This is a genomic window from Mycolicibacterium septicum DSM 44393, from assembly GCF_000455325.1.
In the GTDB taxonomy this organism is placed as follows: Bacteria; Actinomycetota; Actinomycetes; order Mycobacteriales; family Mycobacteriaceae; genus Mycobacterium; species Mycobacterium septicum.
Map to the genome: position 1 here is coordinate 1278887 of NZ_HG322952.1, position 19940 is coordinate 1298826.

15 protein-coding genes, 1 tRNA gene and 1 pseudogene are annotated in these 19940 nt (G+C 65.7%); 9 read left to right on the forward strand and 8 right to left on the reverse strand.

Translation table 11 applies throughout. The features are described from left to right. Positions 1 to 3: 3 nt before the first annotated feature. Both TX88_RS26015 and TX88_RS26020 read left to right on the forward strand, forming a co-directional pair. Positions 4 to 690, forward strand: coding sequence for a polyprenyl-phospho-N-acetylgalactosaminyl synthase PpgS (locus TX88_RS26015; RefSeq protein ID WP_044520946.1), 687 nt, complete (start codon positions 4 to 6; stop codon positions 688 to 690). Beyond that, a complete protein-coding gene (locus TX88_RS26020; RefSeq protein WP_044520948.1) occupies positions 687 to 1028 on the forward strand; it encodes a DUF2304 domain-containing protein in 342 nt (113 codons plus the stop codon). The genes TX88_RS26015 and TX88_RS26020 overlap by 4 nt, the downstream gene beginning before the upstream one ends. Here the strand turns inward: TX88_RS26020 and TX88_RS26025 are convergent. The 3 genes from TX88_RS26025 to TX88_RS26035 are packed head-to-tail and all read right to left on the reverse strand — an operon-like array spanning position 1025 to position 4370. Beyond that, a complete protein-coding gene (locus TX88_RS26025) occupies positions 1025 to 1606 on the reverse strand; it encodes a TetR/AcrR family transcriptional regulator (protein WP_044520951.1) in 582 nt (193 codons plus the stop codon). The genes TX88_RS26020 and TX88_RS26025 overlap by 4 nt on opposite strands. A 1-nt stretch (position 1607) precedes the next feature. After that, a complete protein-coding gene (locus tag TX88_RS26030) occupies positions 1608 to 3389 on the reverse strand; it encodes an N-acyl-D-amino-acid deacylase family protein (protein WP_044520953.1) in 1782 nt (593 codons plus the stop codon). 39 nt (positions 3390 to 3428) lie between these two features. Beyond that, complete coding sequence (locus TX88_RS26035; RefSeq protein WP_044522023.1) at positions 3429 to 4370, reverse strand: GDP-mannose 4,6-dehydratase; 942 nt, start codon at positions 4368 to 4370, stop codon at positions 3429 to 3431. A gap of 56 nt (positions 4371 to 4426) precedes the next feature. Here TX88_RS26035 and TX88_RS26040 point away from each other — a divergent pair, with 56 nt between their 5' ends. From TX88_RS26040 to TX88_RS26060, 5 genes are all read left to right on the forward strand, one after another. Continuing rightward, complete coding sequence (locus tag TX88_RS26040) at positions 4427 to 6190, forward strand: hypothetical protein (RefSeq protein WP_044520955.1); 1764 nt, start codon at positions 4427 to 4429, stop codon at positions 6188 to 6190. 57 nt (positions 6191 to 6247) lie between these two features. Next, a complete protein-coding gene (locus TX88_RS34735; RefSeq protein WP_049925377.1) occupies positions 6248 to 8440 on the forward strand; it encodes a TPR repeat domain-containing protein in 2193 nt (730 codons plus the stop codon). Next, positions 8437 to 9363, forward strand: a complete 927-nt coding sequence (locus TX88_RS26050) for a hypothetical protein (RefSeq protein ID WP_044520956.1) — start codon at positions 8437 to 8439, stop codon at positions 9361 to 9363. Before TX88_RS34735 ends, TX88_RS26050 begins: the two co-directional genes overlap by 4 nt. Before the next feature lie 144 nt (positions 9364 to 9507). Continuing rightward, on the forward strand, positions 9508 to 9900 hold the full coding sequence (locus TX88_RS26055; RefSeq protein WP_044520958.1) for a hypothetical protein: 393 nt from the start codon (positions 9508 to 9510) through the stop codon (positions 9898 to 9900). A 29-nt stretch (positions 9901 to 9929) separates the two neighbouring features. Continuing rightward, complete coding sequence (locus TX88_RS26060) at positions 9930 to 10307, forward strand: carboxymuconolactone decarboxylase family protein (protein WP_044520959.1); 378 nt, start codon at positions 9930 to 9932, stop codon at positions 10305 to 10307. Positions 10308 to 10347: 40 nt separating this feature from the next. On the opposite strand, the gene TX88_RS26065 is transcribed toward TX88_RS26060, so the two are convergent. Continuing rightward, positions 10348 to 10423, reverse strand: a tRNA-Thr gene (locus TX88_RS26065). Between the two features lie 55 nt (positions 10424 to 10478). After that, positions 10479 to 11687 (reverse strand): DNA polymerase III subunit delta', encoded by a 1209-nt coding sequence (locus TX88_RS26070; protein WP_044520960.1) that lies wholly within the window; start codon positions 11685 to 11687, stop codon positions 10479 to 10481. An 82-nt stretch (positions 11688 to 11769) separates the two neighbouring features. Here TX88_RS26070 and TX88_RS26075 point away from each other — a divergent pair, with 82 nt between their 5' ends. Continuing rightward, positions 11770 to 13374, forward strand: coding sequence for an adenylate/guanylate cyclase domain-containing protein (locus tag TX88_RS26075; RefSeq protein ID WP_044522025.1), 1605 nt, complete (start codon positions 11770 to 11772; stop codon positions 13372 to 13374). Between the two features lie 5 nt (positions 13375 to 13379). On the opposite strand, the pseudogene topA reads toward TX88_RS26075, so the two are convergent. The 3 genes and pseudogenes from topA to TX88_RS26090 form a co-directional block, all read right to left on the reverse strand. Then, positions 13380 to 16186: pseudogene (gene topA / locus TX88_RS26080) on the reverse strand (type I DNA topoisomerase). A 103-nt stretch (positions 16187 to 16289) separates the two neighbouring features. Further along, on the reverse strand, positions 16290 to 16883 hold the full coding sequence (locus TX88_RS26085) for a hypothetical protein (RefSeq protein ID WP_044520962.1): 594 nt from the start codon (positions 16881 to 16883) through the stop codon (positions 16290 to 16292). 97 nt (positions 16884 to 16980) lie between these two features. Continuing rightward, positions 16981 to 17184, reverse strand: coding sequence for a cold-shock protein (locus tag TX88_RS26090; RefSeq protein WP_003882601.1), 204 nt, complete (start codon positions 17182 to 17184; stop codon positions 16981 to 16983). Between the two features lie 300 nt (positions 17185 to 17484). Here TX88_RS26090 and TX88_RS26095 point away from each other — a divergent pair, with 300 nt between their 5' ends. Then, positions 17485 to 19824 (forward strand): DNA 3'-5' helicase SftH, encoded by a 2340-nt coding sequence (locus TX88_RS26095; protein WP_044520967.1) that lies wholly within the window; start codon positions 17485 to 17487, stop codon positions 19822 to 19824. The last annotated feature ends 116 nt before the right edge of the window (positions 19825 to 19940 follow it).

Below are 19940 nucleotides of genomic sequence, written 5' to 3' on the forward strand. Positions count from 1 at the left end.
GACATGCGCTATCAGGACGTTTGGATCGTCATCCCCGCCTTCAACGAGGCGAGCATCATCGGCGACGTCATCTCCGACGTGCGCTCGGTTTTTCCTAACGTGGTGTGCGTCGACGACGGCAGCCGCGACGACACAGCGGATGTGGCCTTCGCCGCCGGCGCGCATGTGGTCCCGCATCCGGTGAACCTGGGCCAGGGAGCGGCGATCCAGACCGGGGTGGAGTACGCCCGCAGCCGGCCCGACGCCCGGGTGTTCGCGACCTTCGACGCAGACGGGCAGCACCAGGTCAAAGACGTGATGCGGATGATCGATCGGCTCGACACCGACGATGTCGATCTGGTGGTGGGGACCCGGTTCGCCGGCACGGTCACCCACGTCCCGCCGGTCAAGCGCCTCATCCTGCGTGCCGCGGCGTTTCTCAGCCCGCAGAGCCGCAGCCTCGGCCTGACCGACGCCCACAACGGACTGCGGGTGTTCAACAGGACCGTCGCCGACGCACTCAACCTGACCATGAACGGCATGAGCCATGCCGGCGAATTCATCGCACTGGCCGCTGAACACCATTGGCGGGTCGCTGAGGAGCCGGTCGAGATTCTCTACACCGACTATTCGAAGTCGAAGGGCCAGCCGCTGCTCAACGGCGTCAACATCGTCTTCGACGGGCTGTTGCGCAGGAGGATGTCCCGGTGAACTGGATTCAGGCTCTGCTGATCGTCTCGGTGCTGGCGCTGTTGGCCTACCTGCTGGGATCACGGCGCAGCGCAAGGTCCAAGGCGTGGGTCAAGGTCGGTTTCGTGCTGTTCGTGGCGGCCGGCATCTACGCCATTCTGCGGCCCGACGACACCACGATCCTCGCGAATTGGCTTGGCGTGAAACGCGGTACGGACCTCATGGAGTACGTGCTCATCATCGCGTTCGTGTTCGTCACGCTGTCGACCTACCTGCGCTTCAAGGACATCGAGCTGCGCTACGCCCGGCTGGCCCGGTCCGTGGCCCTGCAGAACGCGCGAGTTCCGGAAGACACCTAGCGGCTGAACAACGTCGCCAGCATTTCGATCCTGGCGTCCTCCAGCTCGGGCATCGGCAGCACGCGCCGCACCATGGCGGCCCCGTCGAATGTGTTGATCGCGATGGTCAGCATCACGGCGAAGACGTCTTCGGGGAGCTGATCCATCCCGGGCGCGCCCTTGGCGATTTCGTAGATGCTGGCGATGTACTCGGCAAGCACCGTCTGCAGTGCGGCCCTGAGCTTTTCGTCGGTGCGCGCCGCCATGAGCAGCTCGTGCCACACGGTGTTGGTGTCACTGCCCGCGATGTCGCGCAGGATCCTCAACTGCGCCGGCAGCGGCGGCTGCTCGGCGGCGATGTCCGCGCCCAACTTGCTGCCCAGCTCCAGCTGACGCCGTGCCACCTCACGGGCGGTGGCTGCCATGAAATCGCTCATCGTGGGGAAATGCCGGAACAGCGCGCCGTCGGAAACCTTGGCCCGCTTGGCGATCACCGCCGCCGAGGCCTTGGCGTAGCCGACCTCGATGATGGTGTCGATGGCGGCGTCGAGTAGTCGTGCGACGGTTTCCTCGCGGCGCTGCTGCTGGGTTCTGGCCATGTCAGACCGGCGTATGGTCCAGTTTCTCAGCACCGGCCCGCAGGTAGCGTCCTGACTTCACCGACACACCGTAGCCCTCCCGGAACTCACCGTTGCGGAACACCACGGCGCCGTTGACGGCCGTGGCGACAACGGCGTCGTCGCTGCGGTTGACCATGCGGCTCAACCCGCCGTAGAACGGGACCGATTCCTCGTGATACGCCTCGACCGTGTCGTTCAGGCCGGCCGGGTCTATCACCACGAAGTCGGCCCGGTCACCTTCGCGCAGCGTGCCGGCCGAGACGCCGAACCAGTCGGCCACCTCGCCGGTCAGGCGGTGGACGGCGTGCTCGGTGGTCATGAACGGCTTGCCCGCCAATTGGGCGTCGCGCACCCGCTTGAGCAGCTTCACCGAGTAGTTGTAGAACGCCATGTTGCGCAGGTGCGCACCGGCATCCGAGAAGCCCATGTGCACCGACGGGTCCTTGGCCAGCCGGTCGAGATGCTTGGGACGGTTGTTCGCCACGATGGTCGTCCAGCGGACATTGCGCTCACCGTTGTCGACGAGCACGTCGAGGAACGCGTCGAGCGGGTGAATGCCGCGCTCGTCGGCGATCTGACCGAAGCTCTTGCCGATCAGCGTCTTGTCCGGGCATTCGACGATCGTGGCGTCGTGGAAGTCGCGGTGCCACAAGGTCGGTCCGAGCACGCGGCGGTCGAACGACTTGCGGAACCGGCGGCGGTACTCCGGGTCGGCCAGCAGCTTGTTGCGCTCGAATTGATCCTTCAGATGCAGGGCTGCGGTACCCGCACCGAACTCTTCGAACACCGGGAGATCGATTCCGTCCGAATACAATTCGAACGGCACGGGCAGATGCTGGAAACGCACCTTGGCGCCAAGGACGCGGTTGAGCAGCCGGACGCCCGGCCCCAGCACCCGCACCGCACCGGGCGAGGACTTCGCGTCGGCCGAGACGAGCAGGCTCATCCGGACGTCCCGGCGGCGGCCGAACAGGCCGCTGCTCTCCACGAAGAAGTTCAGCGCCTCATGGATCTTGGCGACGTTCGGCGCGCTCTGCAGCATCCGTCCACGCTTGCGCAGCACCTTGATCAGGCGCCGGCGCTCACGCCAGGTCGCGAACGTCGACGGCAATGCGCGGGACCGGAAGCGGTCCCCGTCGAGCTTGTCGATCGCCGCGTCCATCCCGGACATGCCGAGCATGCCCGCTTCGAGGGCCTCGTCCAGCCTGGCCGCCATGGTCTCCAACTCGGCGTCGGTCGGCATGACGCCGCGGGTGGTGGCCCGGTCCAGGCCGAGCACCGAGGCCCGCAGATCCGAATGGCCCAGCAGCGACGCGATATTCGGGCCGAGCGGCAGCTCGTCGATGACCTTCACATATTCGGCCGGACCCGACCAGGTCTTGTGCTCCTGCAGGGCGCCCAGCACGAACTGACGCGGGACCGCCTCGACGCGGCTGAACAGGTCGGCAGCGTCCTCGGTGTCGGAGTAGACCGTCGACAACGAACACATGCCGAGCAGGACGGTGGTCACGCCGTGACGCACCGATTCCCGCAGGCCCGGATCGAGCAGGATCTCGGCGTCGTAGTGGGTGTGCACGTCGACGAAGCCGGGCAACACCCATTTACCGCCGGCGTTGATGACATCCGGGCAGTCTGTCTCGTCAAGGGGTGTGGCCGATACCGCGACCACTACCCCGTCGCGAATTCCCAGCGTGTGGACCTGCGGCGGGGCGCCGGTGCCGTCGAACCACAGGCCGTTGCGAACGATGACGTCGTAGGACATGACGCCACGCTAAACGAGAAAGTGAGTACTCACAATCTTTTAGCGAGAATTACTCCGGAAGTATTCGACCGTCTTGGGGATACCCGCGGCCAGATCCACCTGCGGCCGCCAGCCCAGCACATCCCGGGCCCGGCGGATGTCGAGCTGGGAACGACGCAGGTCACCGAGCCGCGGCGGGTGAATCTCCGGTTCGTCTGCGGCACCGACGGCCAGGGCGATCGCGGTGTGCATCTCGCGGGTCGAGGTCTCCACCCCGGTACCGACATTGAACCGTTGACCGCCGCCGTCCGGCCCGGACGCCTTCACGAAGGCGTCGACCACGTCGTCGACGTACACGTAGTCACGGGTGTCGGAGCCGTCACCGAAGATCTTGGTGGGCCGCCCGGCCAACAGCGCCTGGGCGAAGATCGCCACCACGCCGGCCTCACCGTGCGGATCCTGCCGCGGGCCGTACACGTTGGCCGGGGCGATGTGCGAGCAATCCAGGTTGTAGAGATTGCGGAACATGTTGAAGTAGACCTCGCCGGCCACCTTGCTCGCCGCGTAGGGCGAGGCCGGATTGGTCGGGGCATCCTCGCCCGTCGGGTAGGACGGCGGGGTGCCGTACACCGAACCGCCCGAGGACGTGTGCACCACCTTGCGCACCCCGGCCTGACGGGCCGCCTCGGCCAACCGGACCACGCCCACCACGTTCACCGTGGAGTCCAGTTGCGGATCGTCCACCGACCGCTTCACCGAGATCTGGGCGGCCAGGTGGAAGATCACCTCAGGCTGGGTGTCCTTGAGCAGGCCCAGCAGGTCCGCGTCCACGATGTCGGCCTTGACGAACTCGAAGTCCTTGTTGCTGTCGGCGCTCTGCAGGTTGTCGATGCGGCCCGTGCTCAGGTCGTCGATTCCGACGACGCTGTGCCCGTCTGCCAGCAGCCGATCGACCAGCGTCGATCCGATGAAACCTGCCGCTCCTGTCACCAGTGTTCGCACGGCCACACCATACCGACGGCAACTAGGGCCCCGCTGTGTCCGTACAGTCGGCAAGAGTGAACAAGGTCGCCCGCACTGCTGCTGCGCTGATCGCGCTGCATCTGGTGGTCCGGGCGATCCTCGCGTTCGGGGGCTATTTCTACTGGGACGATCTGATCCTGATCGGCCGGGCCGGGACCCAGAATCTGCTGTCGCCGTCCTTCCTGTTCGACGATCACGACGGCCACGTCATGCCCGCCGCGTTCCTGGTGTCCGGGGCAGTGACCCGGCTGGCCCCGTTCTCCTGGGTGCTGGCCGCGGTGAGCCTGGTGGTGATGCAGCTGCTGGCCTCGCTGGCGTTGCTGCGGGCACTGTGGGTGATCCTGGGCTGGCGGCCGGTGCTGCTGGTGCCGCTGACGTTCGCCTTGTTCACTCCCCTGGCGTTGCCCGGATTCGCGTGGTGGGCGGCGGGGCTGAACACGCTGCCGATGCAGGCCGCGCTGGCATGGGTGGTTGGTGAGGCCGTACTGCTCGTGCGGACCGGGTCGTCGCGGCACGCCGTCACGGGTGTGCTGGTCTTTCTCGGCGGGCTGCTGTTCTTCGAGAAGGCCGCGGTGATCCCGTTCGTGGCGTTCGCGGTGGTGGCTCTCTTGGGGTACGTCACCGGGACTTTCAGCGTGCGTGAGGTGTGGCAGCGCGGCCTCCGGCTGTGGGTCGCGTCCCTGGCCCTGATCGTGGCGTGGATCGGGGTCTACCTCGTCGTCGTCGATCAGAAGCGGTGGAGCTTCGACCTGGCCATGACCCGGGACCTGCTGTGCCGCTCGTTCACCCACGGCATCGTGCCCGGACTCGTCGGCGGGCCATGGTCCTGGCAGCGCTGGGCCCCGGCATCCCCGTGGGCCACGCCGCCGGTCTCCGTGATGGTGCTGGGCTGGGTGGTCTTGGTCGTCGCGGTGGCGGTGGTGCTGGTCCGCAAGACCCGCATCTGGCCGGTGTTGGTCGTGGCCCTGGGCTACGCCGTGGCCTGCCAGATCCCGATCTATCTGATGCGCTCGTCCCGGTTCACCGCGTTGGAGCTGGCACAGACGCTGCGCTACCTGCCTGATTTGGTCGTGGTGCTGGCGCTGCTGGCTGCCGTGGGATTCTGTGCGCCAAACCGGGATTCACGGTTCTCCTCCGCCCTCTCGGCATCGAAGGCGCGCACTGCCATATGCGTCAGTCTTGCAGCGCTTTTCGTGGCAAGCAGCCTGTATTCGACGCACACCTTCCTGAAGGTGTGGCAGGACAATCCAGTGCCGGCCTACCTGAACAACGCCCGCGCGTCGCTGGCCTCCACCTCATCGGCCGCTCCGCTGCTGGATCAAGAGGTCGATCCGCTGATCCTGCAACGCGTGGCCGCGCCGGAGAACCTGGCCAGCCACATGTTCGCCCTCGCCTCACCGCGCCCCGAGTTCGCCTCGGCGACAACCGATCTGCGAATGTTCGACCGCACCGGGACGCTGCTTCCCGCGAAAGTGACGTGGGTGCGCACCATCGTCGAGGGTCCGGAGCCGAAATGCGGATTCCTGGTGCAGCCCGACGAGCCCGTCGTCATGCCCCTGGACGGACCGTTGCTGCCGGCCGACTGGACCACCGAGATCAACTACCTGGCCAACAGCGACGGCTCCTTGACCATGGCCCTGGCCGAAGGGCCTGAGGTGAAGGTGCCGGTGCGGCCCGGACTCAACCGCGTCTTCGTCCGGCTGCCCGGGGCGGGGCAGTCCATCTCCGTGCAGGCCAACACCGCTGCCCTGTCGGTCTGCATCTCCCCCGGACCCGTCGGATTCCTGGCACCGAGGTAGCTCGGGTGCTGAGATACTGAGCGTTGAGTATCGGGATTTGTCGAGGGGGACGCTTCTGTGAGCGCGCTTGATGGCTTCTATTCGACGTGGAGCAAAGCCAAGGACACCTTCGGCGTAGGCACCCCCACCGACGGCAGCCAGTACAACGGCAGCAGCTCGCAGCTGCTGAAGATGAAGTCCTCTATCGAATCGGCCCAGCCTGACGACCGCTGGCAGGGCACGGGGTCTCAGGCCTATGCCGCGGTCAACAAACAACATGCCGGCGTCTACGAAAAGCTGGCTGACCTCGACAAGAAGATGGCCGCCGAAGTCACCAACGCCGCCAACGTCGTCACCAATGGGCGCAATCAACTCGACACTACGAAGTCCTGGGTCGACAGCGCGGTCAACTCACTGCCCAGTTCCCTTAGCGCCCAGGCCCGCGAGAAGAGCCTGATCCCGATCGCCAAGGAAGGCATCACGCAGGTCAACAACACCGTCAGCACCGCCAACGGCGACATGCTCAAGATCGGCTTCCGCGTCAGCGACCTCAAGAATGCGTTTGATGAGCTCCAGAATCAGAAGCTCGGGCCTGGGGACAAGAAGGGCAGCGAAGAAGCCCACGCGTTACCTCCAGAAGAGCAAGCCAAGAAGGACGTTCAGAACGCGCTACTCAAGGGGGACAAGGACGCGGCAGCGCATGTGGATCAGATATTGAGCGGGATCAAACCCGGTCAGGAGCTAACGGCGGAACAAGCCGCTTACATGAGCCAAATGGAATCCCAGCAAAAGGACATGTCAGTAGCCGCCCTGAAGGACGCAAGAGAAAAGCTCGGCGAGCATGGCGATGTCATCCCGAACTCATGGCAGCTAATGAGCAATGACGATGTCCCCCGATCCACGGGAAAATTCGATGACCAACAGAAGGGCGGCTTCGACCGATTGCCGCAGAGCGTTCAGGATGCCCTCAAATCGCCAGGCGCATTGCCAGTCACCACGGAGGTGAGTGACATCGCGGCCATCGTTAAGGAAGGTGATCCAGCGCTACAGACCGGTACCGAGCTAGATCGTGAACTGATGCGCAAGGCGGACCGGATGATGGACTCGGGGTTGTTCACGGGCGATGTCACTTTCGCAGACCCTCATGCGAAGTACGTTGAGAATACCGTTCAGGACATTTTTGAAGCAGCGGGCCGCGACCACCAGATCGTTTACGACCAAATATCGGGTAATCATGGCGACGACGGTCAGGATTTCTTGAAAGACGTCACCACGCACGAGTGGTCAGACGACGGAAAGGCCGCCGGTTCTCTGTTCGAATGGACGAAGGACTCTCCCGAGAGCAAACTCTCTGCTGAGACTGCAAATGTCTACGCCGAATTTCTCGGACGTGAAAGTGGCGATCTGCTTGCGATCAACGGCAACCACCAGATCGGGGACATGAATCCTGATCTCGTCAAGGCGTTCGCCAACGGATTGATGCCGTATCAGGACGAACTGGTCACGGACCAACCGAAGGTGAATACCGATTTCCACCGCCTCGACGACCTCGGCAGCACAATGGACAAGACGAAGGGCCTCTTCGCTGTAATAGATTCGCAGCCCGAAGCAGCGCGAGATTGGAACAAGGCCGCATACAACAACGCTCTTGAGATGCAGAATTCGTTCGCGGAATACGCGAAGGAACACCCCGACCTACCAAAAGGTGACGCCCGGGTGGACGACCTGCAAGCCTCGGCCCGACTGCTTGGCGTAATCGACGGCGGCATGAGTCAAGAGACACTTTCGAACATCCACAACGGCCAGATGAATGCCGATCAAGCACTGGAAAATGCTAAGGAAGCCTACGAAACCAAAAAAGACATACTCCGCAGCGTATTTTCCTACGGCAAAGGCGGTGACTTGATCACCAACACCTTCGCGGACATGATCGCAGGCGGCCCACCAGACAAGGCCGACTTTAAATTCAACGAGGACGGAACCCTAACCGACGTGGGCCTTACCGCCAATGAGACGTCGGTTCAGCATCAGATCACACAGGCTCAGTACGCCGTGGCGTCACAGTTCGTTCAGGATGGTAATCCACATATCGAAGACCGATTCTTCGATGACACCAGCGGACGGTTGAAGCCGCCAAGCCAGATTAGTGATGCGGACTGGAGCATTTACGACGCTCAGTTAACCGCCGCGATGGCTGACAAGACACAGATCGCGGCAATGATGACGAAGTTCAGCCAAACTTTCGGGCACGTCGGCGGGTACCAAAAATGAGGTTCTGGCTCACGCTAGTCACCGTCGGAATACTTGCGCTCGTCGTCGCCTGTACTTCGCAGGACGAGCCTTTGCTTCCTTCGAGCACGGACACCGTCGCGATCGCCGAGAAGATCACCGGATCAAACGATCAATCGTTCTTGTGGGATATCACCGCTGCATCGTGGGATGACGACGGTCGTCGGGCGGCTGAGCTCTTTGCCTGGGTTCCACGGGACGCGCTTTCGACCGATCGAACAACAGCAACCCGGGCGGGGGCCGCCGCGCACGCCATCGCATCGTTCTTGGCAGACGAGCGGGAGAAGGTTGCGGATACACCGGCGAATCCTGCACTCTGGCAAGCCTTTGCGCAGAGCCTAGTGCCTTATCTCGGAGCGATGGTCGCCGATGAGAGCGGAGTTGCAGGATTCGAGCCGTTGGACGACCCCGAGTCGCAGATGCGGCGCACGGTCTCGCTATTCGCGGCGATGACGAAGGAAGCCGATGCGCACCGCACTTTCAGTACAGCCGTCTCCCAGCGTGCTGACACCTACGAAGCCGCGTTCGCAAGAGCCGCCGTGGCGGAACCTCTCCTCGCGGACAGAGGCCCCACCAAAGAAGAACTTCTTCAAGCAGCGCGCCTCCGAAGCCTTTTAGCGACTGGCACCCACTTGGCAGATCCGACCTCGGACAAGCCCACATCTACACGTGCGCAAACACAACTCGCGTATCAAGTTGTTTCACTCACCGCACGTCCGGATGATCCTCACATCAATGAAGAGTTTTTCAGAGACGGTCGCCTACTACCTCCAAGTGAAATTGCTGCCGAGGACTGGAGCATCTACGACAGTCAACTAACGGTGTATCTCGCTCCGTGGCCACGCATCAACGGGGCGATCCGCGAGTTCGGTAGCGCGTACGACGTTATTGCCCGGGGACAGTGACGAGAGAGGAAGAGCGCCACTGCCGTGACGAATTCTTTTGGGGTGCACAGGATCAGCGCTGCGGCCCTGTCGTTGGCCGTGGCCACATTCACACTTTCAGCGTGTTTCCCAAGTTCGCACAATCGGCAACAGATCGAGACAACCATGGACGCTCCCGCCGCCAAGCACACGTCCAATCCCGTTCGACACGAGCTGGAGCCGTTGACCAAACGCTTCCCGGCGATCGGGTCGCCTGTCAACGGATCGTGGGTGAGTGGAGACATGGGTGATCCGGATGTGCCTGGGCCATCGCTGTACTGGATCGACAGCATCGTCGAACTGAGCCCGTCCGTCGCGGAGGATTTGAAGGCGAGGTCCCGCCCGATGCCGACCACCGACCGGCCCGATGTCTGGGAATCATTGCGGGCTGACCTGCCGCAGGGCGGCTTTCTAGCCAGTAGCCAACTCGACGCGGCATTCACCGGCACCAAGATCAAGTCCAAGGCGTTCCTTGCTGAGGACGCGCCAGTTGTTGTCATCACCGCCACCGGTGAATAGCTCGTCACGTCCGTGCCAAGCTGGCAGGCATGACTGACGACGTACGCGAACAGGGTCTGCGGGTCCTCCAAGAGCTGGTTCCGCATCTGTCGGAGAAGAACGTCGAGCCCGACGGATCCTTCGGCGACGAACTCCTGGCGATCGGGGTCGACAATGTCTTCGGCCGGCTGTGGAGCCGCGAGGGCCTGAGCCGGCGTGATCGCAGCCTGGTCACCATGGGCATTCTCATCGCACTGCGCGCCACCGATGAGTTCGAGTCGCACGTCAGGATCGGCCTGCGAAACGGCCTCACCGAGGACGAGATCGCCGAGGTGATCTACCACTCCAGTGGCTACGCGGGCTTCCCGAACGCCAACACCGCGATGAAGGTGGCCAAGCAGGTCATCGAAGGGCCGGACTCGCTGTAAGCGCTCTCCGAACCCCTACGCCGACTAGCGCAAAACAAAATGGAGCCACCCAGGGGAATCGAACCCCTGACCTATTCATTACGAGTGAATTGCTCTACCGACTGAGCTAGGGTGGCGCGCTCGGCGAACCGGGCGGCACGAGTCTACGGCAGGCCCCCGCCCAGACCCAACTCACCCGCGCAGCGCCTGCCCGATGGTCGCCACCATGGCATCGACCGCGAACTTCGGCTTGACGTTGGTGGCCAGCGCTTCGCGGCACTCCAGCACCGCCTCGATGCAGCGCAGCAGCCGGTCCGGCGGCACGTGGGCGGCCATGGCCTCCACTTTCTCGGCCATGTCGGGGTGGTTGGCGGTCACTGCCGTGGCTCCCGATGACACCAGAAGCGCATCGCGGAAATAGGTCGCCAGGTCGATCAAGGCCCGGTCGAGTGCGTCACGGGAGGCCCGGGTCTGCCGGGACTTCTGCCGCCTCTCCAGCTCCTTGAGGGCACCGGCGGTGCCGCGAGTGGTGGTCGCGGTGCCTTTTCCGGTCCCACCGGCTCCCAGGGCGGTCTTGAGCTCCTCGGTCTCGGTCTCGTTGCGCCCGACGGTCAACGCCAGCGCCTCCGCCTCGGCGACGGCCACCATCTCCTCGGCGGCCGCGAATGCTCGGGCCGGGGTCGCGGCGTCCCTGGCCAGTCCCAACGCGCGTTTACGGCGCTCCCTGGCCTCCGGATCGGTCGCGAGCCGCCGGGCCCGGCCCACGTGCCCGCCGCTGACCGAGGCCGCCCAGCGAGCGTCTTCCTCGGGCAGCCCGTCACCGGAGATCAGCACGTCGGCGATGGCATCCACCGACGGTGTGGTCAGCGCTACGTGGCGGCACCGCGAGCGCAGCGTGATCGCGATGTCCTCGGGGTCCACCGATGGCGCGCACAGCAGGAACACCGTCGACGCGGGCGGCTCCTCCACCACCTTCAGCAGTGCGTTGGCAGCGCCTTCGGTGAGCCGGTCGGCGTCCTCGATCACCACGATCTGCCAGCGCCCGGTCCCGGGCCGGCGCGACGCGATCTGGACGATCTCGCGCATCTCCTTGACCGCGATGGACAGCCCCTCGGGCACGATCCGCCGCACATCGGCGTGGGTACCGGCCATCGTCGTCGTGCAGGCCCGGCATTCACCGCACCCCGGAGTCCCCTCAGACGTGCACTGCAGGGCCGCCGCGAAGCACAGCGCCGCGACCGAACGCCCTGATCCCGGCGGGCCGGTGATCAGCCAGGCATGTGTCATGGTCCCGACGGTGGTGCCACTGTGTGGCGAATCACCCCGGGCCGCCAAGGCGGCCGCCACCAGCTCCTGTTCCACCGCATGCTGGCCAACCAGCCGCGCAAAAACCCCGCTCATCGTCCCCAACAGTAGTGGTCAAGCCGACACAACCACGTCACAGCAGGCGCTCAACGTCCCTGTGGCCCGATACGGTGAACGGGTGACCGCGGAGGCAATCCCCATGAGGCGAATCAACGCATTCGTCCGGTGGGTGGCCCGTACCCCGTGGCCGGTGTTCACGCTGGGCATGCTGCAGGCCGACATCATCGGCGCACTGTTCGTTCTGGGCTTCCTGCGCTTCGGACTGCCGCCCGAGGACCGCATCCAGCTCCAGGATCTGCCGGTGTTCAACCTGGCGATCTTCCTGGGCTACCTTTTCGTGTCGTTCACCATCGGCGCCTACCTGGCCCTGCGGCTGCTGATCCCGGTCATCCGGTGGCAGCGCCGCGACACCCTGCTGTCCAAGTCGGACCCCAGCATCACCGAGCTGGCCCGCGTGCGGGCGCTGAAGATGCCCTTCTACCGCACCCTGATCAGCGTCACGAACTGGTTCCTCGGCTCGATCGTGTTCATCGTGGCCAGCTGGCCGGTCGCCAGTAAGTCCGCGCCCGTCGTCCTGGTCGCCACCGCCCTGGGTGCGACGGCCACCGCGATCATCGGCTACCTGCAGTCCGAGCGCGTGTTGCGGCCGGTCGCGGTTGCCGCGCTGCGGGGCGGCGTGCCGGAGAACTTCCGCGCACCCGGGGTGATCCTGCGCCAGGTGCTGACCTGGGTGCTCTCGACGGGCGTGCCGGTCCTGGCCATCGTGCTGGCGCTGGTGGCCAGCAAGTTCTCGATCCTGACCGCATCCGCCGACCGGCTGATCACCCCACTGTTGCTGCTGGCCATCGCCGCGCTGGTGATCGGACTGTCCGGCACCATGCTGGTGGCGATGTCGATCGCCGACCCACTGCGCCAGCTGCGCTGGGCGCTGGGTGAGGTGCAGCGCGGCAACTACAACGCGCACATGCAGATCTACGACGCCAGCGAGCTGGGCCTGCTGCAGGCCGGGTTCAACGACATGGTGCGCGAGCTGGCCGAGCGGCAACGGTTGCGTGACCTGTTCGGCCGGTACGTGGGTGAGGACGTGGCCCGCCGTGCCCTGGAGCGCGGCACCGAGCTCGGCGGCCAGGAACGCGACGTCGCGGTGCTGTTCGTGGACCTGGTGGGTTCGACGCATCTCGCGTCGACCATTCCGGCAGGCGACGTGGTGAACCTGCTCAACGAGTTCTTCCGGGTCATCGTCGACACCGTCAACCGGCACGGCGGGTTCGTCAACAAGTTCCAGGGTGACGCGGCGCTGGCCATCTTCGGCGCCCCCATCGAGCATCCCGACGCCTCCGGCGGCGCGCTGGCCGCGTCCCGCGAACTGCACGACGAGCTGCTCAGCGTGCTGGGCAGCGACACCGAGTTCGGTATCGGGGTCTCGGCCGGACGCGCGATCGCCGGCCACATCGGCGCTCAGGCCCGTTTCGAGTACACCGTGATCGGCGACCCGGTGAACGAGGCCGCGCGCCTCACCGAGCTCGCCAAGCTGGAGGAAGGCCACGTGCTGGCCTCGGCGATCGCGGTCAGCGGCGCCCTCGATGCCGAGGCGCTGAGCTGGGACGTCGGCGAGATCGTCGAACTGCGCGGCCGCACGGTGCCCACTCAGCTGGCCCGCCCGATGAACCTCGTGCTGCCCCGCGACCTGGAGCGCCAGGCCGAGAGCGACGTCTCCAGCTAGAAGGCTCAGGCCTTCTTGGCAGCGGCCTTCTTCGCGGGAGCCTTCTTGGCCGGCGCCTTCTTGGCAGCCTTCTTCGCGGCCTTCTTCACCGGCCCACGGGCCCGGCGATCGGCCAACAGTTCCGAGGCCCGCTCGTCGGTGATCGACTGCACGTCATCGCCCTTGCGCAGGCTGGCGTTGGTCTCACCGTCGGTGACGTAGGGACCGAAGCGGCCGTCCTTGATCACCATCGGCTTGCCCGACGCCGGGTCGGTGCCCAGCTCACGCAACGGCGGGGCCGCAGCGGCCTGGCGCCCACGGCGTTTCGGCTCGGCGTAGATCTTCAGCGCCTCGTCGAGGGTGATGGTGAACATCTGTTCCTCGTTGGCCAGCGATCGAGAGTCGGTGCCGCGCTTGAGGTATGGGCCGTAGCGGCCGTTCTGCGCGGTGATCTCCTCGTTGTTCGACGGGTCGACGCCCACCACCCGCGGCAACGACAGCAGCTTGAGCGCGTCGTCGAGCGTCACCGTCTCCAGGTCCATCGAGCGCAAGAGCGATCCGGTACGCGGCTTGGGGCCGGTCGGCTTCTTGCCCTTCTTGGCCGTCGTCCCGGCGTCCGGCTCCTCCGGCGGTTCGGGGAGGATCTCCGTGACGTAGGGGCCGAAACGCCCGTCCTTGGCGACGATTTCGTGTCCCGACACCGGGTCGACACCCAGCACCCGACCCTCTTGCGGTGTGGCGAAAGCCTTTTCGGCCAACTCCAGGGTCAGCTCGTCGGGAGTCAGCTCATCCTTGAGGTTCGCGCGCTGCGGCTTGAGCTCACCGGGATTGTCCGGATCGGCGATCATCCGCTCCAGGTATGGACCGTTGCGGCCCACCCGGACCACCACCGCGCGACCCTCTTCATCGTCAAAGAGCTTGATGGAGTTGACTTCTCGCGCGTCGATGCCTTCGAGGTTCCCACCGACGAGGTGCTTGAGCCCACCGGCGCGGGCAATCGAGCCCTCGACGCCGTGCTCGCCGCCGAAGTAGAAGTTCGACAGCCAATTGGTGCGCTGTTCCTGGCCGTTGGCGATCTCGTCGAGCTCGTCTTCCATGGCGGCGGTGAAGTCGTAATCCACCAGTCGGCCGAAGTGCTGCTCCAGCAGGCCCACGACGGCGAACGCGACCCAGGAGGGCACGAGAGCGCTGCCCTTCTTCTGCACGTAGCCGCGGTCCTGGATGGTCTTGATGATCGAGCTGTACGTCGACGGGCGACCGATGCCGAGCTCTTCGAGTGCCTTGATCAGCGAGGCCTCGGTGTAGCGGGCCGGGGGCTGGTCTGGTGGCCGTCGGCGGTCAGATCGGCGGCGTCGACGCGCTGCCCCTGGGTCAGGTTCGGCAGACGGCTCTCGGCGTCGTCGGACTCGCCGCCGGCCAGCTCGTCGATGCTCTCGACGTAGGCCTTGAGGAAGCCCGGGAACGTGATGGTGCGACCGGACGCGTTGAAGACGACCTGCTCGCCACCGGCCGCGGTGCCGGCGATGCGCAGCGACAGCGTCGTACCGCGCGCGTCGGCCATCTGCGAGGCCACGGTGCGCTGCCAGATCAGCTCGTAGAGCCGGAACTCGTCGGTGTCGAGCTGCGCGTGCAGCTGGCCGGGGGTCTGGAACACGTCGCCGGCGGGGCGGATCGCCTCGTGGGCTTCCTGGGCGTTCTTGACCTTGCGGGTGTACTGCCGCGGCGTCGGGTGCACGTACTCCGAGCCGTACAGCTGGCCCGCCTGGGTACGCGCGGCGTTGATGGCCGACTCCGACAGCGTGGTCGAGTCGGTACGCATGTAGGTGATGTAGCCGTTCTCGTACAGCCGCTGCGCGATGCTCATGGTGCGCTCCGAGGAGAACCGCAGCTTGCGGGCGGCCTCCTGCTGCAGCGTCGACGTCATGAACGGTGCGTACGGCTTGCGCGTGTACGGCTTCTGCTCGACGGAGCTGACGGCCAACTGGGCACCGCGCAGTCCGGCGGCCAGGGCCCCGGCACTGGCCTCGTCGAGCACGAGCACCTCGTCGGGCTTCTTCAGCTGGCCCAGCGAGTCGAAGTCGCGACCGGCGGCGACGCGGCGGCCGTCGACGGTGTTGAGCTTGGCGGTGAACTTGGGCGGCGAAGCCTGCGGATCGGAGACGCTCGCGTCGAGTTCGGCGCTGACGTCCCAGTAGCCGGCGCTGCGGAACGCCATGCGCTCCCGCTCGCGCTGCACGATGATGCGCGTGGCCACCGACTGCACCCGGCCTGCCGAGAGCTTCGGCGCGACCTTCTTCCACAGCACGGGCGACACTTCGTAGCCGTAGAGCCGGTCGAGGATGCGGCGGGTTTCCTGCGCGTCGACCAGCGCGATGTCCAGGTCACGCGGGTTTTCCGCGGCGGCACGGATGGCGGGCTCGGTGATCTCGTGGAACACCATCCGCCGGACCGGCACCTTGGGCTTCAGCGTCTCCAGCAGATGCCAGGCGATCGCCTCACCCTCGCGGTCACCGTCCGTTGCGAGGTAGAGCTCGTCAACACCCTTGAGCAGGTCTTTGAGCTCGGTGACGGTGCTCTTCTTGTCCGGGCTGACGATGTAGAGCGGTTCGAAGTTGTCGTCGACATTGACCCCGAGGCGCGCCCATGGCTCGGATTTGTACTTGGCCGGCACGTCGGCGGCATTGCGCGGCAGGTCACGAATGTGCCCGCGGGAGGATTCGACCACGTAATTGGAGCCCAGGTAGCCAGCTATCTTGCGCGCTTTTGTCGGCGACTCGACAATCACGAGTCGCCGGACATTTCCCTTGCTACCGCTGCCGCTATCGCCAGCCAACTGTGCCTACGCTCCACTTCTTTAGTTGCCGCGCCACGCCCGGCAACTGACAATTTCGCATTACGCGCGAGCCTACGCAAACCGGCTCTCCGCGTGTGCACCATTAAATACGTGGCCAATGCGCCAACGCCGCCGCCTCCCCGGGTGGTTCCCCTACGTTCTCGACCAGGCGCGATAAGCGACGCCGCCCACTGATCCGCAGGGCTGGATGGGAGCCCCTGGTCCCGATCAATGTCGGGGCGATCCCCACCCGCATCATGGCCGCAGCCAGCACCGCGTGGGTATCGGGAGCATGTGGGTCCAGTCCCAGCAGGTAGCGGTCGTCGGCCTCGGGCGTGCCCGCCGCCAGCGTCCAGGCCCGCAGCTCGCGCGAACCGGGCAGCCAACCGGCGGGCACCGTCTTGACCGCGCCCCTGGTCCACTCGCCCGCGATCAGCATCAACTGCGGATCCAGCGCGGTGCGCACCAGCGGGTTGTTCTCGTCGGTCCGGGATATCTCCGACACCAGACCGGCCTCGCTGATCATCTCGGCCAGGCCGTTGGCGCGCCACAGCTCGTCGACGACCACCGAAATCCGGGCCGCCTGCTGGCCGCCGTGGCTCGCCAGCACAACCTGTCCCGGCCCGGCGAGAACCCCGGTCAGGTCGGCCACCGCGGGCGGCACCGACTCGGCCGAGAAGAAGGACAGCTGGCTCACGAATCGACACTAAGCCAGCGCAGCCCGCAAAAACGAGAACACCCCCGCGGTGTCCGATGCGGACTCACACGGGGGCGTCTCTTTGGGTTTGTTTGGCTCAGATGGCCCGAACACCCGTGGCCTGCGGCCCCTTGGGGCTCTGGCCGACCTCGAACTCAACCTTCTGGTTCTCCTCCAGGGTGCGGAATCCGCTGCCCTGGATTTCCGTGTAGTGGACAAACACGTCAGCCGAGCCGTCCTCCGGAGCAATGAAGCCGAAGCCCTTCTCCGCGTTGAACCACTTCACAGTTCCCTGTGGCATCTTTTGTTCTTTCCTTCTCTTTCAACCGGGTGCGGTCCACCGACTTCCGATGCACCGGGCCCGTTCCGACCGCCATACCAACGCGCGAGTCGACCGGAACTTGACCCGACCTACAACCCTCGCAGGAACCGCGATCGCAACGACGATCCTGCGAGTGCGAGTACAAACACAGAAGCTGCGACCGTGATCAGTCAATCATGTCGAAGGCTGCTGCGACAGTCTCGGGATGCGGCGCGTGGTGAACAATTCGTTTACAAATCCGACCCGATGTCGGCGGGGTAGATCGCAGGAGGACCAGTAGTGCTCGATCAGGGGTCAGATTTCGGCCGTGAGCTGCTCGCTTGCGCTGTCGACGGCACCCCTTCCGGCGAAAATCCGCTACGCCATGTTGCGGATATCCCTCCGCGACAGGGCAAACCACAGGAGTGGCCGCAATGGGCCCATTCGGAGGTCGTCCAGGCGTTGGTCGACCGCGGGATCGCCGCGCCGTGGTCGCACCAACTCGCCGCCGCCGAGTTGGCCCACGACGGGCGGCATGTGGTCGTGTCCACCGGAACCGCGTCGGGCAAGTCCCTGGCCTACCAACTGCCGATCCTGACGGCGTTGGCCGAGGATCGGCAGGCGCGGGTGCTGTACCTGTCCCCGACGAAGGCGCTCGGCCATGACCAGCTGCGCGCGGCACAGAATCTCACCGAAACCGTCACCGCACTGCGCGACGTCGCGCCGGCACCGTATGACGGGGACAGCGCAACCGAAGTGCGGCGGTTCGCCCGGGAGCGATCCCGGTGGATTTTCTCCAATCCGGACATGATCCATCTGTCGCTGTTGCGCAACCACGCGCGCTGGGCAGTGTTCCTGCGTCACCTCAAGTTCGTCGTGATCGACGAATGCCATTACTACCGTGGCATTTTCGGTTCGAATGTGGCCATGGTGCTGCGCCGGCTGCTGCGGTTGTGCGAGCGCTATTCCCCTGACCATTCCGCGCCGACCGTGATTTTCGCGAGTGCCACCACCGCCTCACCGGCCGAGACCGCCGCCGAGTTGATCGGGCAGACGGTCGCCGAGGTGACCGAGGACGGCTCCCCGCAGGGCGCCCGCACGATCGCGCTGTGGGAGCCGGCCCTGCTCGACGACCTGACCGGCGAGAACGGCGCGCCGGTGAGACGTTCGGCCGGTGCCGAGGCCGCGCGGGTGATGGCCGATCTGATGACCGAGGGTGCGCGCACCCTGACCTTCGTCCGGTCCCGCCGCGGCGCGGAGCTCACCGCACTCGGAACCCGGGCCCGGCTGGAGGACACCGCACCCGAGCTTGCGGACCTGGTGGCGTCCTACCGGGCCGGTTATCTCGCCGAAGACCGCCGCGAGCTCGAACACGCGCTGACCGACGGACGACTGCGCGGTCTGGCCACCACCAACGCGCTGGAGCTCGGCATCGACATCGCCGGGCTGGATGCGGTGGTGCTGGCCGGGTTTCCCGGTACCGTCACCTCGTTCTGGCAGCAGGCCGGCCGGGCCGGCCGACGTGGGCAGGGCGCGCTGATCGTGCTGATCGCGCGCGATGACCCCCTGGACACCTATCTCGTGCACCATCCGGCGGCGCTGTTGGACAAGCCGATCGAGCGGGTGGTGATCGACCCGACGAATCCGCATGTGCTGGGCCCGCAATTGCTCTGTGCGGCAGCCGAGCTGCCGCTGACCGAGGCCGAGGTCCGGCTGTGGAACGCCGATGCGGTCGCCGAGACCCTGGTCGACGACGGGTTGTTGCGTAAACGTCCGGGCGGCTACTTCCCCGCTCCCGGGGTGGATCCGCACCCGGCCGTCGACATTCGCGGCTCCAGCGGCGGCCAGATCGCGATCCTGGAGGCCGACACGGGCCGGATGCTGGGCAGCACCGGCGCGGGCCGGGCAGCGGCCTCTCTGCATCCCGGCGCGGTCTATCTGCACCAGGGCGAGACCTACCTCGTCGACTCGCTGTCGTTCGAGGACGGTGTGGCGTTCGTGTACGCGGCCGACCCCGGGTACAGCACGTTCGCCAGGGAACTCACCGACATATCGGTCACCGGGCCCGGCGAACGCAGGACGTTCGGCCCGGTCACCGTGGGTCTGGTTCCGGTTTCCGTGACCAACACCGTGGTCGGCTACCTGCGCCGCCGCATCGACGGCGAGGTCATCGACTTCGTGGAACTGGATATGCCGCCCAGCACCCTGGACACCATGGCGGTGATGTGCACGATCACCCCGGAAGCCTTACAAGACAGCGGTATTGACCTTCTCGCGGTGCCGGGGAGTCTGCATGCCGCCGAACACGCCTCGATCGGTCTGCTGCCGCTGGTCGCCAGTTGCGACCGCGGCGACATCGGCGGGGTCTCGACGGCTGTCGGACCGGTGGACGGCCTGCCGTCGATCTTCGTCTACGACGGCTATCCGGGCGGTGCCGGCTTCGCAGACCGCGGATTCCGCAATCTGGGTACGTGGTGGGGCGCGACGGCCGATGCGATCGAGGCCTGTGAGTGCCCGCACGGTTGCCCCTCGTGCGTGCAGTCACCGAAGTGCGGCAACGGCAACGACCCGCTGGACAAAACGGGCGCGATGAAAGTGCTCCGCCTGGTGCTCGGCGCGCTGAGTACTTCCTCAGCGTGATCCCCCGACCGCGTTGACGACCGACCCCTCGACGGCCGACTACGCGGATCGACAACTACGTGGCTGCATTCGGCCACGCCGAACACACAGACGTTGCGACGAACGGTCGGACAACG

Bases quoted from the DNA above. Each gene is read 5' to 3' on its own strand.
- TX88_RS26015 (WP_044520946.1), top strand. From the start codon at position 4: ATGCGCTATCAGGACGTTTGGATCGTCATCCCCGCCTTCAACGAGGCG.
- TX88_RS26025 (WP_044520951.1), bottom strand. From the start codon at position 1,606: ATGGCCAGAACCCAGCAGCAGCGCCGCGAGGAAACCGTCGCACGACTA.
- TX88_RS26030 (WP_044520953.1), bottom strand. From the start codon at position 3,389: ATGTCCTACGACGTCATCGTTCGCAACGGCCTGTGGTTCGACGGCACC.
- TX88_RS26050 (WP_044520956.1), top strand. From the start codon at position 8,437: ATGAGGTTCTGGCTCACGCTAGTCACCGTCGGAATACTTGCGCTCGTC.
- TX88_RS26055 (WP_044520958.1), top strand. From the start codon at position 9,508: ATGGACGCTCCCGCCGCCAAGCACACGTCCAATCCCGTTCGACACGAG.
- TX88_RS26060 (WP_044520959.1), top strand. From the start codon at position 9,930: ATGACTGACGACGTACGCGAACAGGGTCTGCGGGTCCTCCAAGAGCTG.
- TX88_RS26070 (WP_044520960.1), bottom strand. From the start codon at position 11,687: ATGAGCGGGGTTTTTGCGCGGCTGGTTGGCCAGCATGCGGTGGAACAG.
- TX88_RS26090 (WP_003882601.1), bottom strand. From the start codon at position 17,184: ATGCCACAGGGAACTGTGAAGTGGTTCAACGCGGAGAAGGGCTTCGGC.